Source organism: Photobacterium carnosum (genome assembly GCF_021236965.1).
GTDB classification, from domain to species: domain Bacteria; phylum Pseudomonadota; class Gammaproteobacteria; order Enterobacterales; family Vibrionaceae; genus Photobacterium; species Photobacterium carnosum.
In genome coordinates, this window is the sequence record NZ_WMDN01000001.1 from 146,213 (window position 1) to 164,068 (window position 17,856).

Sequence of the window (17,856 nt, forward strand, 5' to 3'; positions counted from 1 at the left end):
CAAACTATTTAAGCAGTTAATTTATGGACTTTTTTACCCTGTTAGATCCAATTAAAAAGATGACTGGCGTAATGTTCCCTATACTCATGTTTTTTCTTTCTGGCATTGTAGTATTAACAATTTCGCGTGTCTTTTTATGTCTCTGGCAAAAAGAGCGTGTTTCTAATGCACATGGCTGGAAGATAATTTTCAGCTCTGGGTTGAGAATGGATATCGTTAGTATGTGTTACCTGGTCATCGTACCTTGTCTTATCTCCCCCTTTCTCATTGGTACCCCTTATTTAAGTCATATCTGGTTGGTAATACTCTCATTATGGATCACGTTTGGACTATGGCTTTTAGTCTATATGGAAGCTGCAACACCGTTTTTCATTAAAGAATATGATGTACGTCCAAACCGCCTATTTGTTGAATACCTCATCTATCCAAAAGAAGTAATGAGCATGATGTGGAGTGGGTATAAACTTGAGTTAGCTCTTGGTTTAATCATTTCACTAACAACACTCTATTTTGGTTGGATATTTTCAAACTACCTTGTTCAAGACCTTTCGGTTCCAGCGTGGTACTGGCGTCCTATTATAGCTTTGAGTACGGTGGCACTGTGTGTTATAGGTGCACGTTCGACATTCGGTCACCGCGCTATAAATCCATCGATGATTGCCTTTTCACATGATAACCTCATGAATGATTTTCCATTAAACTCGACGTATTCAGTTCTATATGCAATGAAACTAATGCGCAAAATAGTCGACTCGTCCACTATATATCCACCAATGGAAAAAGAAGATATTATTCAGACTATGCAAGAAAATAGTCAATTACCCGCAGATGCTTTTAGTTACCAACCACTACCGACACTTGCTTATCACAAAGCGAGTAATACTGGTAAACGCAAAAACATCGTTATTTTGCTACAAGAAAGCCTTGGCGCGCGGTTTGTCGGCGGCCTAGGTGGTTTACCTCTCACGCCGAATCTCGATCAATTAATGCAAGAAAGTTGGAATCTTACTCGATTATATGCAACGGGAACACGTTCAATCCGAGGTATTGAAGCGGTTACTACTGGATTTTTCCCAACACCTGCGAATGCCATTGTAAAATTACCTAAAAGCCAAAATAATTTTTATTCGATGGCTCAAACGCTTAAAAATGAAAATTATCATACTCAATTCATCTATGCTGGCGAAAGTCATTTTGACAATATGAAAGGCTTCATGCTAGGTAATGGTTTTGTTGATATACAAGATTTACCCACATTTCATAATCCAGAATTTATTGGATCATGGGGCGCATGTGATGAAGATCTTTACAATAAAGCACACCAACAATTTAGTATGCTTTCTCAACAAGATAAGCCCTTTTTTAGCTTAGTCTTCACAACAACAAATCATTCACCTTATGATTACCCACAAGATAAAATAGAACCTTATAACCAGCCAGCGACCACTCGAGAAAATACCGTTAAATATTCAGATTACGCGCTGGGTAAATTTCTAGAACAAGCTAAAAAATCAGATTATTGGGACGATACTATTTTTGTACTCGTTGCGGATCATGATTCGCGTGCTTATGGTGATCAAATAGTACCAATAGACTGCTTCCATATTCCTGCCGTCATTTTTGGTGGTGGTATATCTGCATGTGAAGATAATCAATTAGCCAGTCAACTTGATTTACCGCCAACATTATTGTCAATGGCTGGTATTAGTGCTTATCACCCGATGATGGGAAATGATCTCAGCAAAGAAGTAGAACAACACAAACAAAGAGCCATCATGCAATACCACAATAACTTTGCGTGGCTAAATAAAGATAATCATGCTGTCGTCTTTCAACCAAACAAAGACGTAATGACTTTTCACTATGAACCGACAAGTCATGTATTAATTCCAACTAAATTACCCGATAGCGAAATAAAAACAGCGAATGCATTCGCGTTATGGGGCAGCTTGTCTTATAAACAAGATTTCTATCAATGGGATAAAATAACAACGGCACAAGCTAACAATATTCAGGATTAATATCCTCGCCTCTTAGTTTCTAATTAATAGAAATTAAGAGGCTTTTTTTTGCATGACAAGCACACGAGAAAGAGCACAAAGGACAGCCATATCTTTTTACAATTACCGCTCAAACAAAAGACATTCATTGCAACAAACACCTAAATTTTGGACAGCCATATCTTTCTAGCATCAAAACCATCACGCACTGAAACAATAACAACCACATACCATTTACTTCGGTTTTGAATGTGAAAAAAACAGTCTCACAACAATAAAACATCTTCTTTCCTGTTTAACAAGATCACAAAATTCCACAATAAACGATTATTGCGGTAATAAGCTTCTGTAATTACAAAGATGAATTTAGTGAGGGTGTAATCTTTGACTAGCGACCTTACCTTTACACCAACGACCACCAAAATGCTGTTGAAACGAACACATTCGCGACCATTTACCACTCACATTAGTATAGTGCTCCATAAAGTCATTACTATTATCTAACCACGCTTCTGCATTAACCCCCATTTGTTGTAACAGTTTAGGTTGAGTGGCAGGAATAAAACCTTTTTTATCATCGCGAATACTACGTCCAGTCCAATCAATCAGCTCTAAATAATCAACAAAATCAAACTGAATCCCTGCCTGTTTAGCCTGATGCTCAGCGCCAACAAAAGGTAATAATCCAATTTTAGAGCGCTTAATTGATGATAAATTTAAGGTTGATTTTTTTGCTATCGACGTTTGATGGCATTCTGCTATTCGCTGTTGAATTGAAGTAAAATCAGAGTCGTGCAACGATGTTGTAAGTCCTGCTCGAATCGGATTTAAATCAACGTACATCATACAAGAGAGTAATGCTTGTTCATCTAACAACGCTTGAGATTTAAAACGCCCTTCCCAAAAAGCACCAGTACAATCATCTTCTTTGTTGGCTTTTCGCGCAATTTCTTCATTTAAACAGCGCATAAACCAGCTAATACTGCCTAATCGTGACTGCCATTCTGCAACCAATGTTGATAACGCTTGTTTCTTATCTGCACCAACATCACCATTATTAACAAAATCTACCGCAATAGGATGACCATTAAATAACTGTAACCAACGCAAAATGACGTCTTGAGGTGATAGCGCCTGTTGCTGCTGTGTGTCAATTTTCAAGACTAAATGATAGTGGTTATTCATGACGGCATAAGCGCAAACATCAATACAAAAAACCTCAGACAATTGCTTGATTTTATTCACGATCCAGCCACGTCGATGTCGGTAATTCTTACCACTATACGGATCATCACCACACAAATAAGCCCGCCGAACACAGCGATTAATAATATGATAATACGGAGTAATTTGAGGTTCGATCAATTTACGTCTTGAGACTGTCATTTCTTCCACCATAAGCAATACGAGGCTTAAGTGTAGTAGCTTATCGAAAGTCTGCAATGTTTTGGCTGTCCCGTGTAATGCCCCGTATTTCTTTTATGGCTGTCCCAATTCTTCTGAGCTCTTGAAGATGTTAGATAGTCATCTTATTTCTTTTCAATTAACGCTCACCCACGTATATTTATTCCACTTTTTCACCATGCTGTCACTCGATTCAGATCAACACCTCAAAGCATAAAGGAGTATGCAATGCATCAAACAATAACATCATTACTTATCATTGATCCTCAATACGACTTTTATGATGTACCATTAAATGAGCAACTCACTGTAGGCGAACAGCCAAATACAATCTCTCCCTCTCTTCCTGTTCCTCATTCATGGGAAGATGCTCAACGACTTGCTACATTTATTAATAATCAACAAAATAAAATCAACAATATCGTTGTAACCCTTGATAGCCACCATGAATACGATATTGCTCACACGATTTATTGGCAGAATAAACATGATCAACATCCTGCGCCATTTACGCTTATTAGCCATCAGAATATTGTTGATGGCTTATGGCAACCGACCAATTTAGAGCACCTTGGTCACGTACTTGAATATACTCAGTTCCTTGAAAAAACAGGTAAATACAGCCTGATTATTTGGCCAACACACTGTATTATCAATTCAGTCGGACATACCATTGTTGCCCCGATTCAAACCGCTATTGATGCTTGGGAAAAACAGACAGCCCTTTCACACCACACCATCTCTAAAGGTGAAAATCCACATACTGAGCACTATGGTGGTTGTGAAGCTGAATACCCACTGCACAATGATATAAAGACTCAGTTTGATCCCCAATTAACGGCATTAGTCATACAGAGTGATCGCGTCTTTATTTCAGGACAAGCCCTATCTCACTGCGTCGCAAGCACTGTTGAACAAATGGTCGATAAACTACCACTTGCTGACATTAACAAATTAACCCTCCTTATTGATACCACCAGCCCTGTCGCAGGCTTTGAACAACAAGCGAAAGTCTTTATTGAAAAGATGGAGATTTTAGGTGTCAACATTGCTAACACAACGGATATTGTGGCGGGTTAAATCGCAACCCATGCAAAAACCAAAGACAGGACAGCCATATATTTGAACACTGTTATGGCTGTCCCATCTTTTCTTTCTTTTATGGCTGTCCTATCTTTTTTGTTCCTTGTTCTTCAATATCCCCCTGATTCTGATAATAAAAAAGCACTCGTAAAAACAGTGCTAGCCGTTGCGATTATGTAGCTTTAAATCACACGATATATAACTTACTATATATCGATAAATTATTAGCTTATCCACTTATAGGAACTCATATGTTGTACTTTTCAGATCAAGAACTTGATGCCTTTTTACTCGAAGATGCCTACCGAGGAGATCTCACCACGCGTACTCTTGGTATTAACAAACATATGGGAAAAATGGTATTCAAAAGAAAACACGCAGGTCGAGTTGCTGGTATTGAAATCGCTAAAGCACTATTAATCAAGCTGGGACTACAACCTATTGTCCATATTGAAGATGGAGAAGATGTTGCTCCCAATACAGTATTGATTGAGGTAGAAGGAAAAGCAGAGCAATTACATATGGGATGGAAAGCCGTTCAACTGGTACTTGAGTGGAGTTGTGGGGTTGCACAATATACCGCAGGAATAGTTGCCCAAGTAAAAAGTATCAATCCACACGCCATTATCGCCTGTACAAGAAAAAGTATTCCAGGAACGCGTAAACTAGCAACTGCTGCGGTATTAGCGGGAGGTGGGCATATTCATCGTTCAGGCCTTAGTGAAACAATTTTGGTATTCACCAACCATCGTAATCTCTGCGACGAGCCGAATAACTTTAAGCAACAAATCAGTCAACTACGCCAACAAGCACCAGAAAATAAAATTACCGTCGAAGCAGATACACTCGATCACGTTGCTGCAATCTTAAAAGGTGCTCCTGATATTATTCAGCTTGATAAATTTACTATCGAGCAAGTCAAGCAATCAATAATACAGCTCGCACAATCAGGTTTACCGACAATACTTTCCGTCGCTGGCGGTATAAACATCAGCAATGCTAAACAATACGCACAAACTGGTGTAAATTTATTTATTACCTCTGCGCCTTATTATGCTGAACCTGAAGATATCAAGGTTATTATCACTCCGATCTAACATGCAAATGGATAACAATGCAGTCCTTCACGTTTCGCTTAGTTCTCTCTAATAATCCCAAACAGTAAAAATGAATCGGAAGGCTATTTAAATCTATAATGCTATGGCTGTCCTATCTTCACTTGTTTTGGTATTTATAATTCATTCATAATCATTACTTTCATACAATATAATTCATAGCACGATAAATTTGCAGCTTAAAAATATATTTACTTTATCATAAACAAGCACTGAGCTTTTATCCAACAACTGAGCGTGACTATTATGACCTTTTCTTCCATCAAAACCGCTATTATTGGCTACGGCTTTTCAGCAACGACCTTTCATATTCCCTTTATTAACACCTTACCTGAATTCGAATTTACAGCGGTAAGCACCCGTAATCGTGAAGCAGTCAATCGTGACTGGCCCAATGTACAGCATTATGAATCTGCGCAAGATTTACTTAACTACTCTGATGCTGAGCTTGTCATTATCACAGCCCCTAACGACGTCCACTTTGAGCTCGCTAAACAAGCACTTGAAAACGGTAAGCACGTCATCATAGAAAAACCATTTGTGACCAACATTGCCGATGGTGAAGCATTAATTGCCCTTGCCGCAGAGAAAGACCGAATCTTGAGCGTATATCACAATCGCCGTTGGGATGGTGACTTCTTAACAATTAAAAAGATGATTGAAGAAAAACGTTGTGGTGAGTTAAAGCATTATGAATCTCATTTTGACCGTTTTCGACCAGAAGTTCGTCAACGTTGGCGTGAACAAGCGACCAATGGTGGTGGGCTTTTATTTGATTTAGGCTCGCACCTTATCGATCAAGCACTGGTATTATTTGGTGTTCCTGATGCGATTACCGCACAATGTGAAATCATGCGTGAAGGTTCAACAAATGTCGATTACTTCAATATTGTTCTGCATTACCCTAATCATTTAGCGACCTTACATGGTGATTTATTCAGTGCTGGTCCAAACAAACGTTTTACGCTAAAAGGCACGCAAGGAAGCTATGAAAAGAATGGCTTAGATCCACAAGAAGCGTGTTTAATTGCAGGCGTTTTACCTAACAAACCACAATGGGCAGACGAAACACCTGAGCAATATGGTCGTTTCTATAATGCAGATAGTAGCGAAACCATTACAACGGAGTCTGGTTGCTATCAACAATATTTTCAAGAACTTGCATTAGCGATTAACACCAATACAGCACCACCAGTAACCGCAACAGACGCGTTATGGAATATCAAACTGATCGCACTCGCAATGGAAAGTAGCCGCCAAGGTAAGACGCTCACTATAGATAAATGGTGATAGTAATTAATTAATACCGTCATTTTCTCTATCAAGCCAGCCAAATACAGGACAGCCATATGTTTAAACATTTTTATGGCTGTCCTATATTTCTCACGCTATATTTCTCACGACTGATTAAAACCCATTCATGGAGCATCGTCAGAATTGATCGTAATGGATTACAGTTTTTCTTTAAGCATGTACTTCAACGTGATTGGGAATAACAGAAATGAATTTATACGTAATAGCAGAGAATAGCACTGGTTATTATCCGTCATCTCGGAAGCGAAGCATGAGCTATCCGTGATCTATTAATAGCGTGATCGAGCCTAAAAGATATCAATAAAATAGTAATTCTACGACACGCTAATGGTAATAGCCCTATCGCTCTCGCAGACATTCACTGTAGGGAATGATGATTGTAAGCTCAGATAATCGCGTTACTTATTATCTATTTTCGAAATGGAAAGTTATGGGTGTCCTATGTTTTTTATGTTTTATTCTTCAACGTAATTGGGAATAACGAAAATTGATTTATGCGTAACAGCAGAGAATAGCACTGGTTATTATTCGTCATCTCGGAAGCGAAGCATGAGCTATCCGTGATCTATTAATAGCGTGATCGAGCCTAAAAGACGCCAGCAAAACAATAAGGACAATAGCATTAACGCGTAATAATTAAAGAGGATCTAATTATAAATCAATAAATTAAATTGATTGGTTCACGCCAAGGATAATGCTCGACTTCTTTTCAATACCACCCTTCATGACATTCGCAATATTTACTTATATAAGGTTGCTCGGGCTTGTCCAACACTTCGGATAGGTGTCGGCTGCGCGACACATATCCTTATCTGTTATAAGCGCACTATTTTATTTCACCTTTTGCTATATCAAGCCATGCACTGAAAATCCCCAGAGATGCTGACAGCAAGAAAGATGCATATATTGTACGAGATCCATCACTATCTTCCATGCCCTCAATTTGGGACAGCGCTTCTTTTGACAGGTCTTTACCCAGAGCTGAAGCTAAAGGCGAAAGATCAACGACTCTCAAGTGCTCTTTAAGCTCATGTGCACATGAATTACGAATATTATTTAGTGCCTTGATGACGTTATATGCTTGTTCATTAAAACCATTCAATGAGTAACACAGTTCAACTTTTTGGTTAAAGTTAAACCTTTTAGACTTTACTAGGCTCTCTTTTACAGGAAACACTTCATCGAGAATGCTTTCCACGATGGTTTCTAATATCAAATGAGCCTTCAAAACTAAAGTAACCGTCTTATCTTGGCTAAAAAGGTGTCGCTTAAACAATGCTGTTGTAGATTTTAAGTTCTTACTATCCATTAACTCAATTCTCACTGTATTTCCTAGCTTATAACAACTTATTATATTAACAACTTGCCCGAATTTGTTCTTTGAACATACGCCCGTATTTATCTCGTAATAATAAAAAAATCATTATAAATCAGATACATTTTTAGTTGTTAATCCCGATAGTAATCACAAAATCGGGCACTTGCCATCTAGTTTCTGGGTTTTCGACTAGTAGTCGTCAGCAGAACATAGCGCAGAACATAGGACAGCTATATCTTTATTTTAAAAACTCAACGCGCGGCAAGTAGATTCCCTATCGCCCTCACGGGCATTAAAACGATCGTGTCCCATCTATGCCCCATTTGAAAAAGTGGCGGTTGTTGAACCATTAACACTTTTATGGCTGTCCTGTCTTTCGTCGTTGAACCATTAACACTTTTATGGCTGTCCTATCTTTAGCGTTGCACAACCCTTTTGTCCATGCTGTCAGCATGTCATGCAATTAGCGGGGATTTTTCGACCCAGATAAAAACGTAAAATAATAAGGATAATGGCATTAACGCGTAATAATTAAAAAGGATCTAATTATAAATCAATAAATTAAATTGATTGGTTCACGCCAAGGATAACGCTCGACTTCTTTTCAATACCACCCTTCATGACATTCGCAATATTTACTTATATAAGGTTGCTCGGGCTTGTCCAATACTTCGGATAGGTGTCGGCTGCGCGACACATATCCTTATCTGTTAGAAATTTAACTTACAGTAAACATCTGAATTATCGAAACTGCACCAAAAAGAATAGTTAAAATCACACCAATCACTGAAATTAAAGTAGAAATTCTATTTTTCCTTTCTTGGCTATCCATAGTTGATTCAAGATATTTTATATCCTTAGCCAGTTGCTTCAAGGAATTCGAACCCAACTGAATATCATTAGCCTCAAATGCCAACTTTAAAATATCCAATTGATTTCCATATTTTGGAGATAAAGATATAAATGGAAGTTCATTTTCAATTTGACTAATTATTAATGCAATTCGATTTAGCTCCTCATCTGCAAACTCTAGGCTATAATGAAACTTAAAACTCCACTTAGAAAAGCCAGTTGAACGCGTGAGTAAATCTTCGCATATATCAATAGGTGTTCTATATTTTTTAGCAAATTCACTATTATTTTCAGATACTTTCCTATATACGATTGAGAATTGTTCGATTACTTTTTTATTATCACTTTCCCTTTGAAGAATTGACTTTACTGAACGGTAAAAATGTCTACGCCCTTTTTTTGCATTTAATCCTTTTGATATAACAAGTAGGAAAGGAATATAAAATGCCATGACGGCAGCTAATGAACCTATTTTTATTATTTCTGTATCCAACGAACTTTCTTCCTTTTGATTAAAATTTCTAACAACTTATTATATTAACAACTTGCCCGTATTTTAATCGCTATTATACAAAAAATATTATAAATCAAACAGATTATTACATTTATTGCCCGATAGAAATCATGAAATCGGGCATCTGCCTTTTAGTTTCTACTGTTTTACTCATATTAATTACTGTATGTATTAACAGTCTAAAAGGTTCGATATAGAAGAAATACAGGACAGCCATCTATTTAAACATTTTTATGGCTGTCCTATATTTCTTCATAATTAAAGAGGTTCTAATTACAAATCAATGAATTAAATTAATTGGTTCACGCCAAGGATAACGCTCGACTTCTTTTCAGTATCACCCTTCATGACATTCGCAATATTTACTTACATAAGGCTGCTTGGGCTTGTCCAACACTTCGGATAGGTGTCGGCTGCGCGACACATATCTTTATCTGTTATGCAGTTTTTAATACAGTTGAAATTGGCTTTGGCAGATCTGTTAACTCTCGTTTTTGCTCAACGCCAACAAGGTAACTATACGCTGCCATAAATACTGGTAATTTACGACGTAGTGATTTTAATGCACGTTGATTATTTTTATATGAACTCGCAACTGTATCTTTCTCTTTGTCGCTTATAAATGCAGCAACAACTTCAAATAACTCGGTACTAGCCCCATTTTTATACATTAAATGGCCATAAAAATAATTTGAACCTTTAATAATAGAATTATTAGGTAAGGATGATTCTGCTATTATTTTTATTTCTTTATATACATCATCAAAATCCATATTTAAAACATCGATATCCAAGCCAACAACATATTTAAGATCTGCTTGTGAAATAACGTTATATATTAAATTAATATAACGAGATTCTGTCAAATTAAGTGCGTGTTTATGCTCTTCAACTGTTATCTTCTTTTTTAGTTCATCATAGCTATTAAGTATTTCTACAATAGTATAGTTACCAATCTCATCAAGTTGAGTCTTAGTGAAATTCTTCCACAGTTCTTTAAGTGCATCTTCACAGCGCTCTAAATAAAATGATGATTTTTTATGAACCTTTTCATCTCTTTTGTCTATACGATTTGTAATAAACGTCATTACAGCAATCGTAACCCCTAAAGTCACAAAAACAACGCTAACTAAACGCACCAAAGGTAAGAAATAAACTATTTTTTCCACAATATTCCCTTTCATAAAAACTGCATAACGCTGCCATAAACGGCGAAAAACACACGGCTATACTTGAGCGAAGTGAGAATGCCGCGTGTTTGAAGTCCAATTTAATGGACTTTGTTATATTATCTATCCCATACTCTCCAATTATTACTATCCATGTTAAATCTAGCATTAGTTTTCACACCAGTTAAAGTACTATGAATAAAATCTATAGCCTCCATATCATCAGGATCTATAACTAATCCCAAAATACATCCAGACACAAACTGATGGCAATTAAACTTTAACAATCCATAATTATATACATTACCAACATGTGATTCTGCAACAGAGGAAATATAATCACACCCTACAGGATTAACTCCATCACAAGAAACATAAATACTTGAACCACACATTAATCCACCCAAACCAGATAGAAACTCATCTGAAGAAACTTTTTCCACAACACCTTTACTATTTAAATGAACAATTTCATCACACCCAATGTAAATACCTGAATGTTGAATAAGAGAGCCAGAAATTATGAAATCACAATAAACAACACTACCAATAATAGGAATAACTTTATCAAAAATATAATTATCAATTACATGCTCAGCCACATTTAATGGAATTAAAGCATTTTTTATTAATGTAAACATAGTTTCATCCTTGATCTCTAAAATATAGCAAAGAACTATAACGAATTAACATATAACAACTTATTATATTAACAACTTGCCCGAATTTGTTCTTTGAACACGCGCCCGTATTTATCTTGCAATAATATAAAAATCATTATAAATCAGATACATTTTTAATTGTTAATCCCGATAATAATCACAAAATCGGAAGCAGAATATAGGACCAACAGAACATAAGACAGCCATATCTTTATTTTAAAAACTCAACACGCGGCAAGTAGATTCCCTATCGCCCTCGCGGGCATTCACTGTAGGGAATGACGGCTGTTGTTTGGGTGTATGGGTTATCTGAAAGAATGAACATAGGAGCATAGTGGAGGAACAATTGAAAAATGACGGTCGCTAATACATAAAAAATCACACCCCATCACAACAATAAAACCTTCACCAATTTAATCTATTATTTATTAACAATCTCGCGTAATGTTTGTAACGTGTTATTTCTTAATAAAATAGAGTGACAATTCAATTATTCTGAATTAGGATAATTGCCATTAGTCGGGGGGCGTTAAGCTGAGATCACTGTAATGGTGGGACCCGTTGAACCTGAACCAGTTAACACTGGCGGAGGGAACTAACTATCAACGGATTACCAACGTTAATAGATGCAAGCTAAGTCAACTGCACACTCTCATACCGCAGTTTACACTTCCCCGCTTGATAACTTGTTCCTGATGCTAGCGCGTAAGGAATGAAATATGTCACACAACCCATCATCGCATCACACAACTACTCCTATTGTATTAACGATTGCAGGATCAGACAGTGGCGGCGGCGCAGGCATTCAAGCCGATATTAAAGCCATTTCAGCAACAGGCAGTTATGCTTGCTCGGTTATTACGGCGATTACCGCCCAGAATACTCAAGGTGTTAGCGGCATATTCGCCATTCCTCTTGATATGGTTGAGCAACAGCTGGACGCCGTATTCAGTGACCTCAATATTCAAGCCGTGAAAATTGGCATGCTCGCCGACAGTGATATTATTCAACTGGTTGCTGCTAAAATTCGTCATTACCAACCTAAGTTTTTAGTCATTGATCCGGTGATGGTTGCCACCAGCGGTGATGTGTTATTACAACAACATGCCATTACTACCCTCAAAACAGAATTACTGCCACTGGCTGATATTATTACCCCTAACCTACCAGAAGCCGCTGCATTAACAGGTTTAGACATTCCACAATCACTGGCTGATATGCAAGCGATGATCGGTGCGTTACGAGATATTAATCCTCATGCAGTGTTACTCAAAGGTGGGCATTTAGAACAAAGTAGTGATAGCACTGATTTACTCATTCTCGCCACTGACGTTATTGAACTGACAACACCTCGCATTAACACCAACAACACCCACGGCACAGGCTGTACCCTATCTGCGGCTATCGCATCTTATTTAGCTCAAGGCAATGATCTTACAACGGCAACTACCTTGGCTAAACGCTACATTACCGCCGCCATAACCGCCGCCGATGAACTCAATGTTGGTCATGGTCACGGCCCAGTAAATCACTTCTTTGCAGGTCATCACCATGTGCGTTGATCTGGAAATTACCATAACTAATGGCAGTTTACGCTATCACTCAAGCCCCCGTTCAAATACAAATAAGGCGGTAATTGAGAACCTTAATCTGACTATTGCCGCTAATAAATGGACTTGTCTGGTCGGTAAAAGTGGCTGTGGTAAAAGCACCCTGATCAAGTTCTTAGCCGGATTACTCAACGAAAGTACCGAGTGGCAAGGTCAACTGACAATTTCAGACAATCAGCCTTTAACGGGGCGAGTGGCTTATATGGCACAACAAGATCTGTTATTACCTTGGTTAACGGTGTTAGAAAATGTTTGTATTAGCAGTAAGTTCGGTCATCACAACTCAACACCCAATCTAAAACAACGGGCAATGACATTATTAGAACACGTTGGTTTAGCAGATAAACATCAACTACTACCACAACAATTATCGGGCGGTATGCGCCAACGAGTCGCCCTCGCAAGAACGCTGTTACAAGATCAACCAATTGTATTAATGGATGAACCGTTTTCAGCATTGGATGCCGTCACTCGCTATCGCCTTCAAGATCTGTTTGTAAAGTTACTCAAGCATAAAACTGTAGTATTGATTACCCATGATCCTCAAGAAGCGATTCGATTAAGTGATCAGCTGTATATTTTGCAAGGCGAACCCGCTTTCGCGACGGCATTATCGTTGCCGCCAACATTGCCACCACGGCGCTTTGATGCTGAATCAGCCAGCCACCAGCAACGTATTTTTGACATATTGGCACACGATCATGACTGATATTACCCGTTTAACCACCACATCGCCCCATCAACAGCGGCACCGACAGCATGAACTTGCAACACCGATACGATTACTGATCAGTATTAGTGTGCTACTCGGATTATGGCAACTGACGGTGGTGGCATTCAACTTACCAAGCTTTATTTTACCGCCACCGCTTGATGTCGCGCAGCGGTTAATAACACGTTATGACGTATTGCTAAGTAACACTTGGGTCACAGCTCAAGAGATCATCCTTGGGCTAATACTCGGTTTATCATTAGGGCTATTTTTTGCCTTACAAATGCTGCTGTTTAAGCCCGTTAAACAGTGGTTATTACCGTTACTGATTGCCAGTCAAGCCATCCCTGTATTTGCCATCGCTCCGGTATTAATGCTGTGGTTAGGCTACGGTATGGGATCCAAAGTGGTAATGGCAGCGTTAATTATCTTTTTCCCCGTCACCACTTGTTGTTATGACGGCTTACGTAATACCCCCACCGGTTACCTTGAGTTATCCGCCACGATGGGCGCGACCAAATGGCAGCAACTTAGATATATTCGTTTTCCTGCGGCCTTACCTGCCCTTGCTTCTGGCATTCGAGTTGCGGTAGTTATCGCGCCGATTGGTGCAGTCGCTGGCGAATGGGTGGGTGCGAGCAAAGGCTTAGGTTATTTAATGCTCCAAGCCAATGCACGGATGATGATTGATGAAATGTTTGCCGCGCTGTTTATTTTGTCATTATTATCAATATCACTGTATTTCATTACCGATAAATTATTAAAGCGCTTTATTCCATGGCAACGGTTGTAACAGGCTAATGCTTTACCTAATACCTATTTTTAGACTCACTCTTTAAAGGATCTATTGTGAAACGTATTTTGTTAATTACCACAACAATGTTGATGCTGTTTGGCTTCTCGGTCAGCGCAGATGCGACAACCGCCCCCCAAAAACTCACTAAAATAAGCCTAATGCTCGATTGGTTTGTTAACCCTAATCATGGTCCGATTATTATTGCCCAAGAACGGGGGTATTTTAAACAGCATGGAATCGAGGTTGATATTCAGCAACCTGCCGATCCATCATTACCACCGAAATTAGTCGCCGCCAATAAAATCGATCTTGCCGTTTCTTATCAACCTAATTTAACGATTGATGTTGCTGCTGGCTTACCTTTAATTAAAACCGCAACCTTGATTGCGACACCGCTTAATACATTGATGGTATTAAAGAAAAGTGGCATCACTGATTTATCACAACTAAAAGGTAAAACCATTGGTATTTCAGTAGCGGGTAATGAAGACGCCACCATTGGTGCCATGCTAGCTGATCACGGTGTGAAATTAAGTGATGTCAACATCGTCAATGTCGGCTGGGCATTATCATCTTCATTAGCATCAGGCAAAGTTGATGCTATTTGGGGCGGATTACGTAACTTTGAAACCAATCAATTAGCACTAGAAGGCTACCCGACTACATCGTTTTTCCCAGAAGAGAACGGTATTCCTAGTTATGATGAATTAATCTTTGTTGCTAACAGTAAACATTATAACCGCCAAGCAATCACCGCCTTTAATGCCGCTATTACTCAAGCAACCACCTATATCATCAATCACCCAGATGCAGCGTGGAAACAGTTTATTCAATACGCGCCCGATACGTTAGATAACAAGCTTAACCATCAAGCATGGAACGATACGTTAACCCGATTTGCTTTGCATCCTGCGGCTGTCGATTTTAAACGCTACGATGATTACGCCCAATTTCTATTTAAACACCACGTTATAACGCAACTGCCCCAAGCCAAAAATTATATTGGCCGCTTCTAAGGAGAGATCTCATGACATACCAAGATTTAATTGATGCTTGCCAACCCCAATGGACCACCTATACCCAGCACCCATTTGTGATGCAACTGGGTCAAGGCACACTGCCCCACAATTGTTTTATGCATTATTTAAAGCAAGATTTTTTATTCTTAAAACAATATGCACGCGCTTATGCGTTAGCGATTTATAAAGCTCGCACCTTAGCCGATATGCGTCGAGCGCTACCAAGTGTGGCCGCTTTATTGGATCATGAAATTGCTCACCATGTTGATTACTGTGGCGCTTGGCATTTAACCGAACAAGATATGGAACAAGAGCCAGAAGATGTCGCAACAGTGGCTTACACCCGTTATGTATTAGATGCCGGTATGCAAGGAGATATTATCGATTTATATGTCGCCCTTGCGCCGTGTGCGATTGGCTATGCGGAAATTGGCAACTTACTGGCTAATGATACAAAAACCGTGTTTGACAATAATCCCTACCGTAGTTGGATTGCGTTATATAGCGGTGAAGAGTACCAACAAGGTGTTGCCACCGCGACAGTATATTTGAATAACTTACTCGCAGAAATTCCGCTACACAGCCAACGAGGTCAGCAACTGGTTCAAACCTTTAAAGTCGCAACAGAAATGGAAATTGCATTCTGGCAACAAGGGCTTAACGCAGAAGCTATTAACAATAAATCAGGAGCTGTCGACAATGCATAATCCATCACAGCAAACGCCTACTTCAGCCTCTTTGACCGAAAGCATTATCGCGGCACTGGCGCTGGTCAGAGAACAAAAACCATTAGTGGTTAATATCACCAATTATGTAGTAATGAACAATACTGCTAACGCCTTATTAGCTATTGGCGCGTCACCCATTATGGCGCATTCACGTCAAGAAATGGCTGAGATGATGCACATTGCAGGATCGTTAGTGATCAATATTGGCACCCTTGATAGCGAATGGATTGAACGGATGCTATTTGCCGTTGAACAGGCTAATGCCAATAACAAACCGATAGTGTTAGATCCTGTCGGCTGTGGCGCAAGTGTATTACGTACTCAAACTGCTCGCACTCTGGCAGCGAATGCCAATAATCTGATCATTCGTGGTAACGCATCTGAAATCATTGCCCTTGCAGGTGAAGCCAGCCAAACCAAAGGCGTTGATGCGCTTGATAGCAGTGATACCGCATTAGCCGCCGCACAAGCGTTAGTTACGCAGTACCACGCCAATGTGGTTATCTCTGGTGAAGTTGATTATGTAGTGACAGCATCACAGACCATCAGCCTTAGTAATGGTCACCACATGATGCCTTATGTCACGGGCATGGGCTGCTCATTAACCGCATTAACTGGTGCATTTGCGGCTATTGGTGAAACTTCAGGGCTGGCGGCTACTGCAATCTATGCCATTGCGGGTGAGATCGCCGCAGAACAATCAGCAGGTCCTGCATCATTACAGCTCAATATTATTGATGGTTTATATCACATCAGTGCCGAGCAAATTTGTCAGCGTCTTAATATGGGCGTGGTAGCGTAATGATAACCAGCAATCACAATCCTTACTTATTGTATTTAGTCACTGATGATCAGCAAAACCTAACCACCCTTGAACATGTTGTCCGTGAAGCCGTTGCGGGTGGTGTAACAATGGTACAAATTCGTGAAAAACACGGTGATGTGCGGGCATTTATTCAACGCGCTCAAACCGTTAAAGCGATTCTACAACAGACTTATGCGACAACAGGTAATCATATTCCATTGATCATTAATGATCGGGTTGATGTTGCTTTAGCGGTGAATGCTGATGGGGTGCATTTAGGCCAAACGGATATGCCTGTAACTATGGCGCGACAACTATTGGGGAAAGATAAACTGATTGGGCTATCAATTGAAACTGAGCAACAACTCATCGATTGTGCCAGCCAGCCGATTGATTACATTGGACTTAGTGCTATTTTTCCAACAACGACTAAAACTAATTTGATCACTCATTGGGGATTAGAGGGTCTACAACGTGCAGCAGCGATATGTCCATTTCCGATTGTGGCGATTGGTGGTATTAATCACACCAATTTAACTGAAGTGATGACAGCAGGAGCAGATGGAATTGCGATTGTTTCTGCGATAAGCCATGCCGACAATCCTTGCCAAGCGACAGCTGAGATACTGGCAGCAATAAGCTCAAGTAAATAAGCGATAACAAATAGAACCGTAGTAAATAGAACAGTAACGCGATAATACAATCAACAATAATCAAGGTAGCTGAATATACCTTGGTTATTGTTTGGGGGATTA

Annotated in this window: 15 protein-coding genes, 1 pseudogene and 1 riboswitch; of the genes and pseudogenes, 11 read left to right on the forward strand and 5 right to left on the reverse strand. The window is 39.2% G+C overall.

Annotated elements, in window-relative coordinates:
• Positions 1–23 precede the first annotated feature (23 nt).
• Positions 24–2,021 carry an LTA synthase family protein gene (locus GLP24_RS00635; RefSeq protein ID WP_232576962.1) on the forward strand — a complete coding sequence of 666 codons (1,998 nt, stop codon included), beginning with the start codon at positions 24–26 and terminating at the stop codon, positions 2,019–2,021.
• A 345-nt stretch (positions 2,022–2,366) separates the two neighbouring features.
• Here GLP24_RS00635 and GLP24_RS00640 read toward each other — a convergent pair whose 3' ends face one another.
• Positions 2,367–3,386, reverse strand: a complete 1,020-nt coding sequence (locus GLP24_RS00640; protein ID WP_232615365.1) for a transposase — start codon at positions 3,384–3,386, stop codon at positions 2,367–2,369.
• 246 nt (positions 3,387–3,632) lie between these two features.
• Here GLP24_RS00640 and GLP24_RS00645 point away from each other — a divergent pair, with 246 nt between their 5' ends.
• The 3 genes from GLP24_RS00645 (at position 3,633) to GLP24_RS00655 (ending at position 6,892) form a co-directional block, all read left to right on the forward strand.
• Positions 3,633–4,484, forward strand: coding sequence for a cysteine hydrolase family protein (locus GLP24_RS00645; RefSeq protein WP_232615366.1), 852 nt, complete (start codon positions 3,633–3,635; stop codon positions 4,482–4,484).
• A gap of 254 nt (positions 4,485–4,738) precedes the next feature.
• On the forward strand, positions 4,739–5,584 hold the full coding sequence (gene modD / locus GLP24_RS00650) for a ModD protein (protein ID WP_232574618.1): 846 nt from the start codon (positions 4,739–4,741) through the stop codon (positions 5,582–5,584).
• Positions 5,585–5,848: 264 nt separating this feature from the next.
• Positions 5,849–6,892, forward strand: coding sequence for an oxidoreductase (locus GLP24_RS00655; RefSeq protein ID WP_221943458.1), 1,044 nt, complete (start codon positions 5,849–5,851; stop codon positions 6,890–6,892).
• Between the two features lie 850 nt (positions 6,893–7,742).
• Here the strand turns inward: GLP24_RS00655 and GLP24_RS00665 are convergent.
• The 4 genes from GLP24_RS00665 to GLP24_RS00680 all read right to left on the reverse strand — a co-directional run bounded on the left by GLP24_RS00665 (position 7,743) and on the right by GLP24_RS00680 (position 11,410).
• Positions 7,743–8,240 carry a hypothetical protein gene (locus GLP24_RS00665; protein WP_232615368.1) on the reverse strand — a complete coding sequence of 166 codons (498 nt, stop codon included), beginning with the start codon at positions 8,238–8,240 and terminating at the stop codon, positions 7,743–7,745.
• A gap of 712 nt (positions 8,241–8,952) precedes the next feature.
• The gene (locus tag GLP24_RS00670) at positions 8,953–9,579 is read right to left on the reverse strand and encodes a hypothetical protein (RefSeq protein ID WP_232615369.1); all 627 of its coding nucleotides are present in this window, start codon (positions 9,577–9,579) and stop codon (positions 8,953–8,955) included.
• Positions 9,580–10,037: 458 nt separating this feature from the next.
• Complete coding sequence (locus GLP24_RS00675; RefSeq protein WP_232615370.1) at positions 10,038–10,784, reverse strand: hypothetical protein; 747 nt, start codon at positions 10,782–10,784, stop codon at positions 10,038–10,040.
• Between the two features lie 104 nt (positions 10,785–10,888).
• Positions 10,889–11,410 carry a lecithin retinol acyltransferase family protein gene (locus tag GLP24_RS00680; RefSeq protein ID WP_232615371.1) on the reverse strand — a complete coding sequence of 174 codons (522 nt, stop codon included), beginning with the start codon at positions 11,408–11,410 and terminating at the stop codon, positions 10,889–10,891.
• Between the two features lie 531 nt (positions 11,411–11,941).
• A riboswitch (TPP riboswitch) is annotated at positions 11,942–12,042 on the forward strand.
• Between the two features lie 108 nt (positions 12,043–12,150).
• On the opposite strand from GLP24_RS00680, the gene thiD reads away from it, so the two are divergent.
• The 7 genes and pseudogenes from thiD to thiE all read left to right on the forward strand — a co-directional run bounded on the left by thiD (position 12,151) and on the right by thiE (position 17,754).
• Positions 12,151–12,993, forward strand: a complete 843-nt coding sequence (gene thiD / locus GLP24_RS00685) for a bifunctional hydroxymethylpyrimidine kinase/phosphomethylpyrimidine kinase (RefSeq protein WP_232600925.1) — start codon at positions 12,151–12,153, stop codon at positions 12,991–12,993.
• The gene (locus GLP24_RS00690) at positions 12,983–13,750 is read left to right on the forward strand and encodes an ABC transporter ATP-binding protein (RefSeq protein WP_232615372.1); all 768 of its coding nucleotides are present in this window, start codon (positions 12,983–12,985) and stop codon (positions 13,748–13,750) included. Before thiD ends, GLP24_RS00690 begins: the two co-directional genes overlap by 11 nt.
• Positions 13,751–13,820: 70 nt before the next feature.
• Positions 13,821–14,546 (forward strand): annotated as a pseudogene (locus GLP24_RS00695) (ABC transporter permease); the annotation flags it as partial.
• A gap of 92 nt (positions 14,547–14,638) precedes the next feature.
• Entirely contained in the window at positions 14,639–15,565 is a 927-nt protein-coding gene (locus GLP24_RS00700; RefSeq protein WP_232615450.1) for an ABC transporter substrate-binding protein, read from the forward strand.
• Between the two features lie 11 nt (positions 15,566–15,576).
• Positions 15,577–16,275, forward strand: a complete 699-nt coding sequence (gene tenA, locus GLP24_RS00705; protein WP_232615374.1) for a thiaminase II — start codon at positions 15,577–15,579, stop codon at positions 16,273–16,275.
• Positions 16,268–17,098, forward strand: a complete 831-nt coding sequence (gene thiM / locus GLP24_RS00710) for a hydroxyethylthiazole kinase (protein ID WP_232615375.1) — start codon at positions 16,268–16,270, stop codon at positions 17,096–17,098. Before tenA ends, thiM begins: the two co-directional genes overlap by 8 nt.
• Positions 17,098–17,754 carry a thiamine phosphate synthase gene (gene thiE / locus GLP24_RS00715; RefSeq protein ID WP_232615376.1) on the forward strand — a complete coding sequence of 219 codons (657 nt, stop codon included), beginning with the start codon at positions 17,098–17,100 and terminating at the stop codon, positions 17,752–17,754. The genes thiM and thiE overlap by 1 nt, the downstream gene beginning before the upstream one ends.
• The last annotated feature ends 102 nt before the right edge of the window (positions 17,755–17,856 follow it).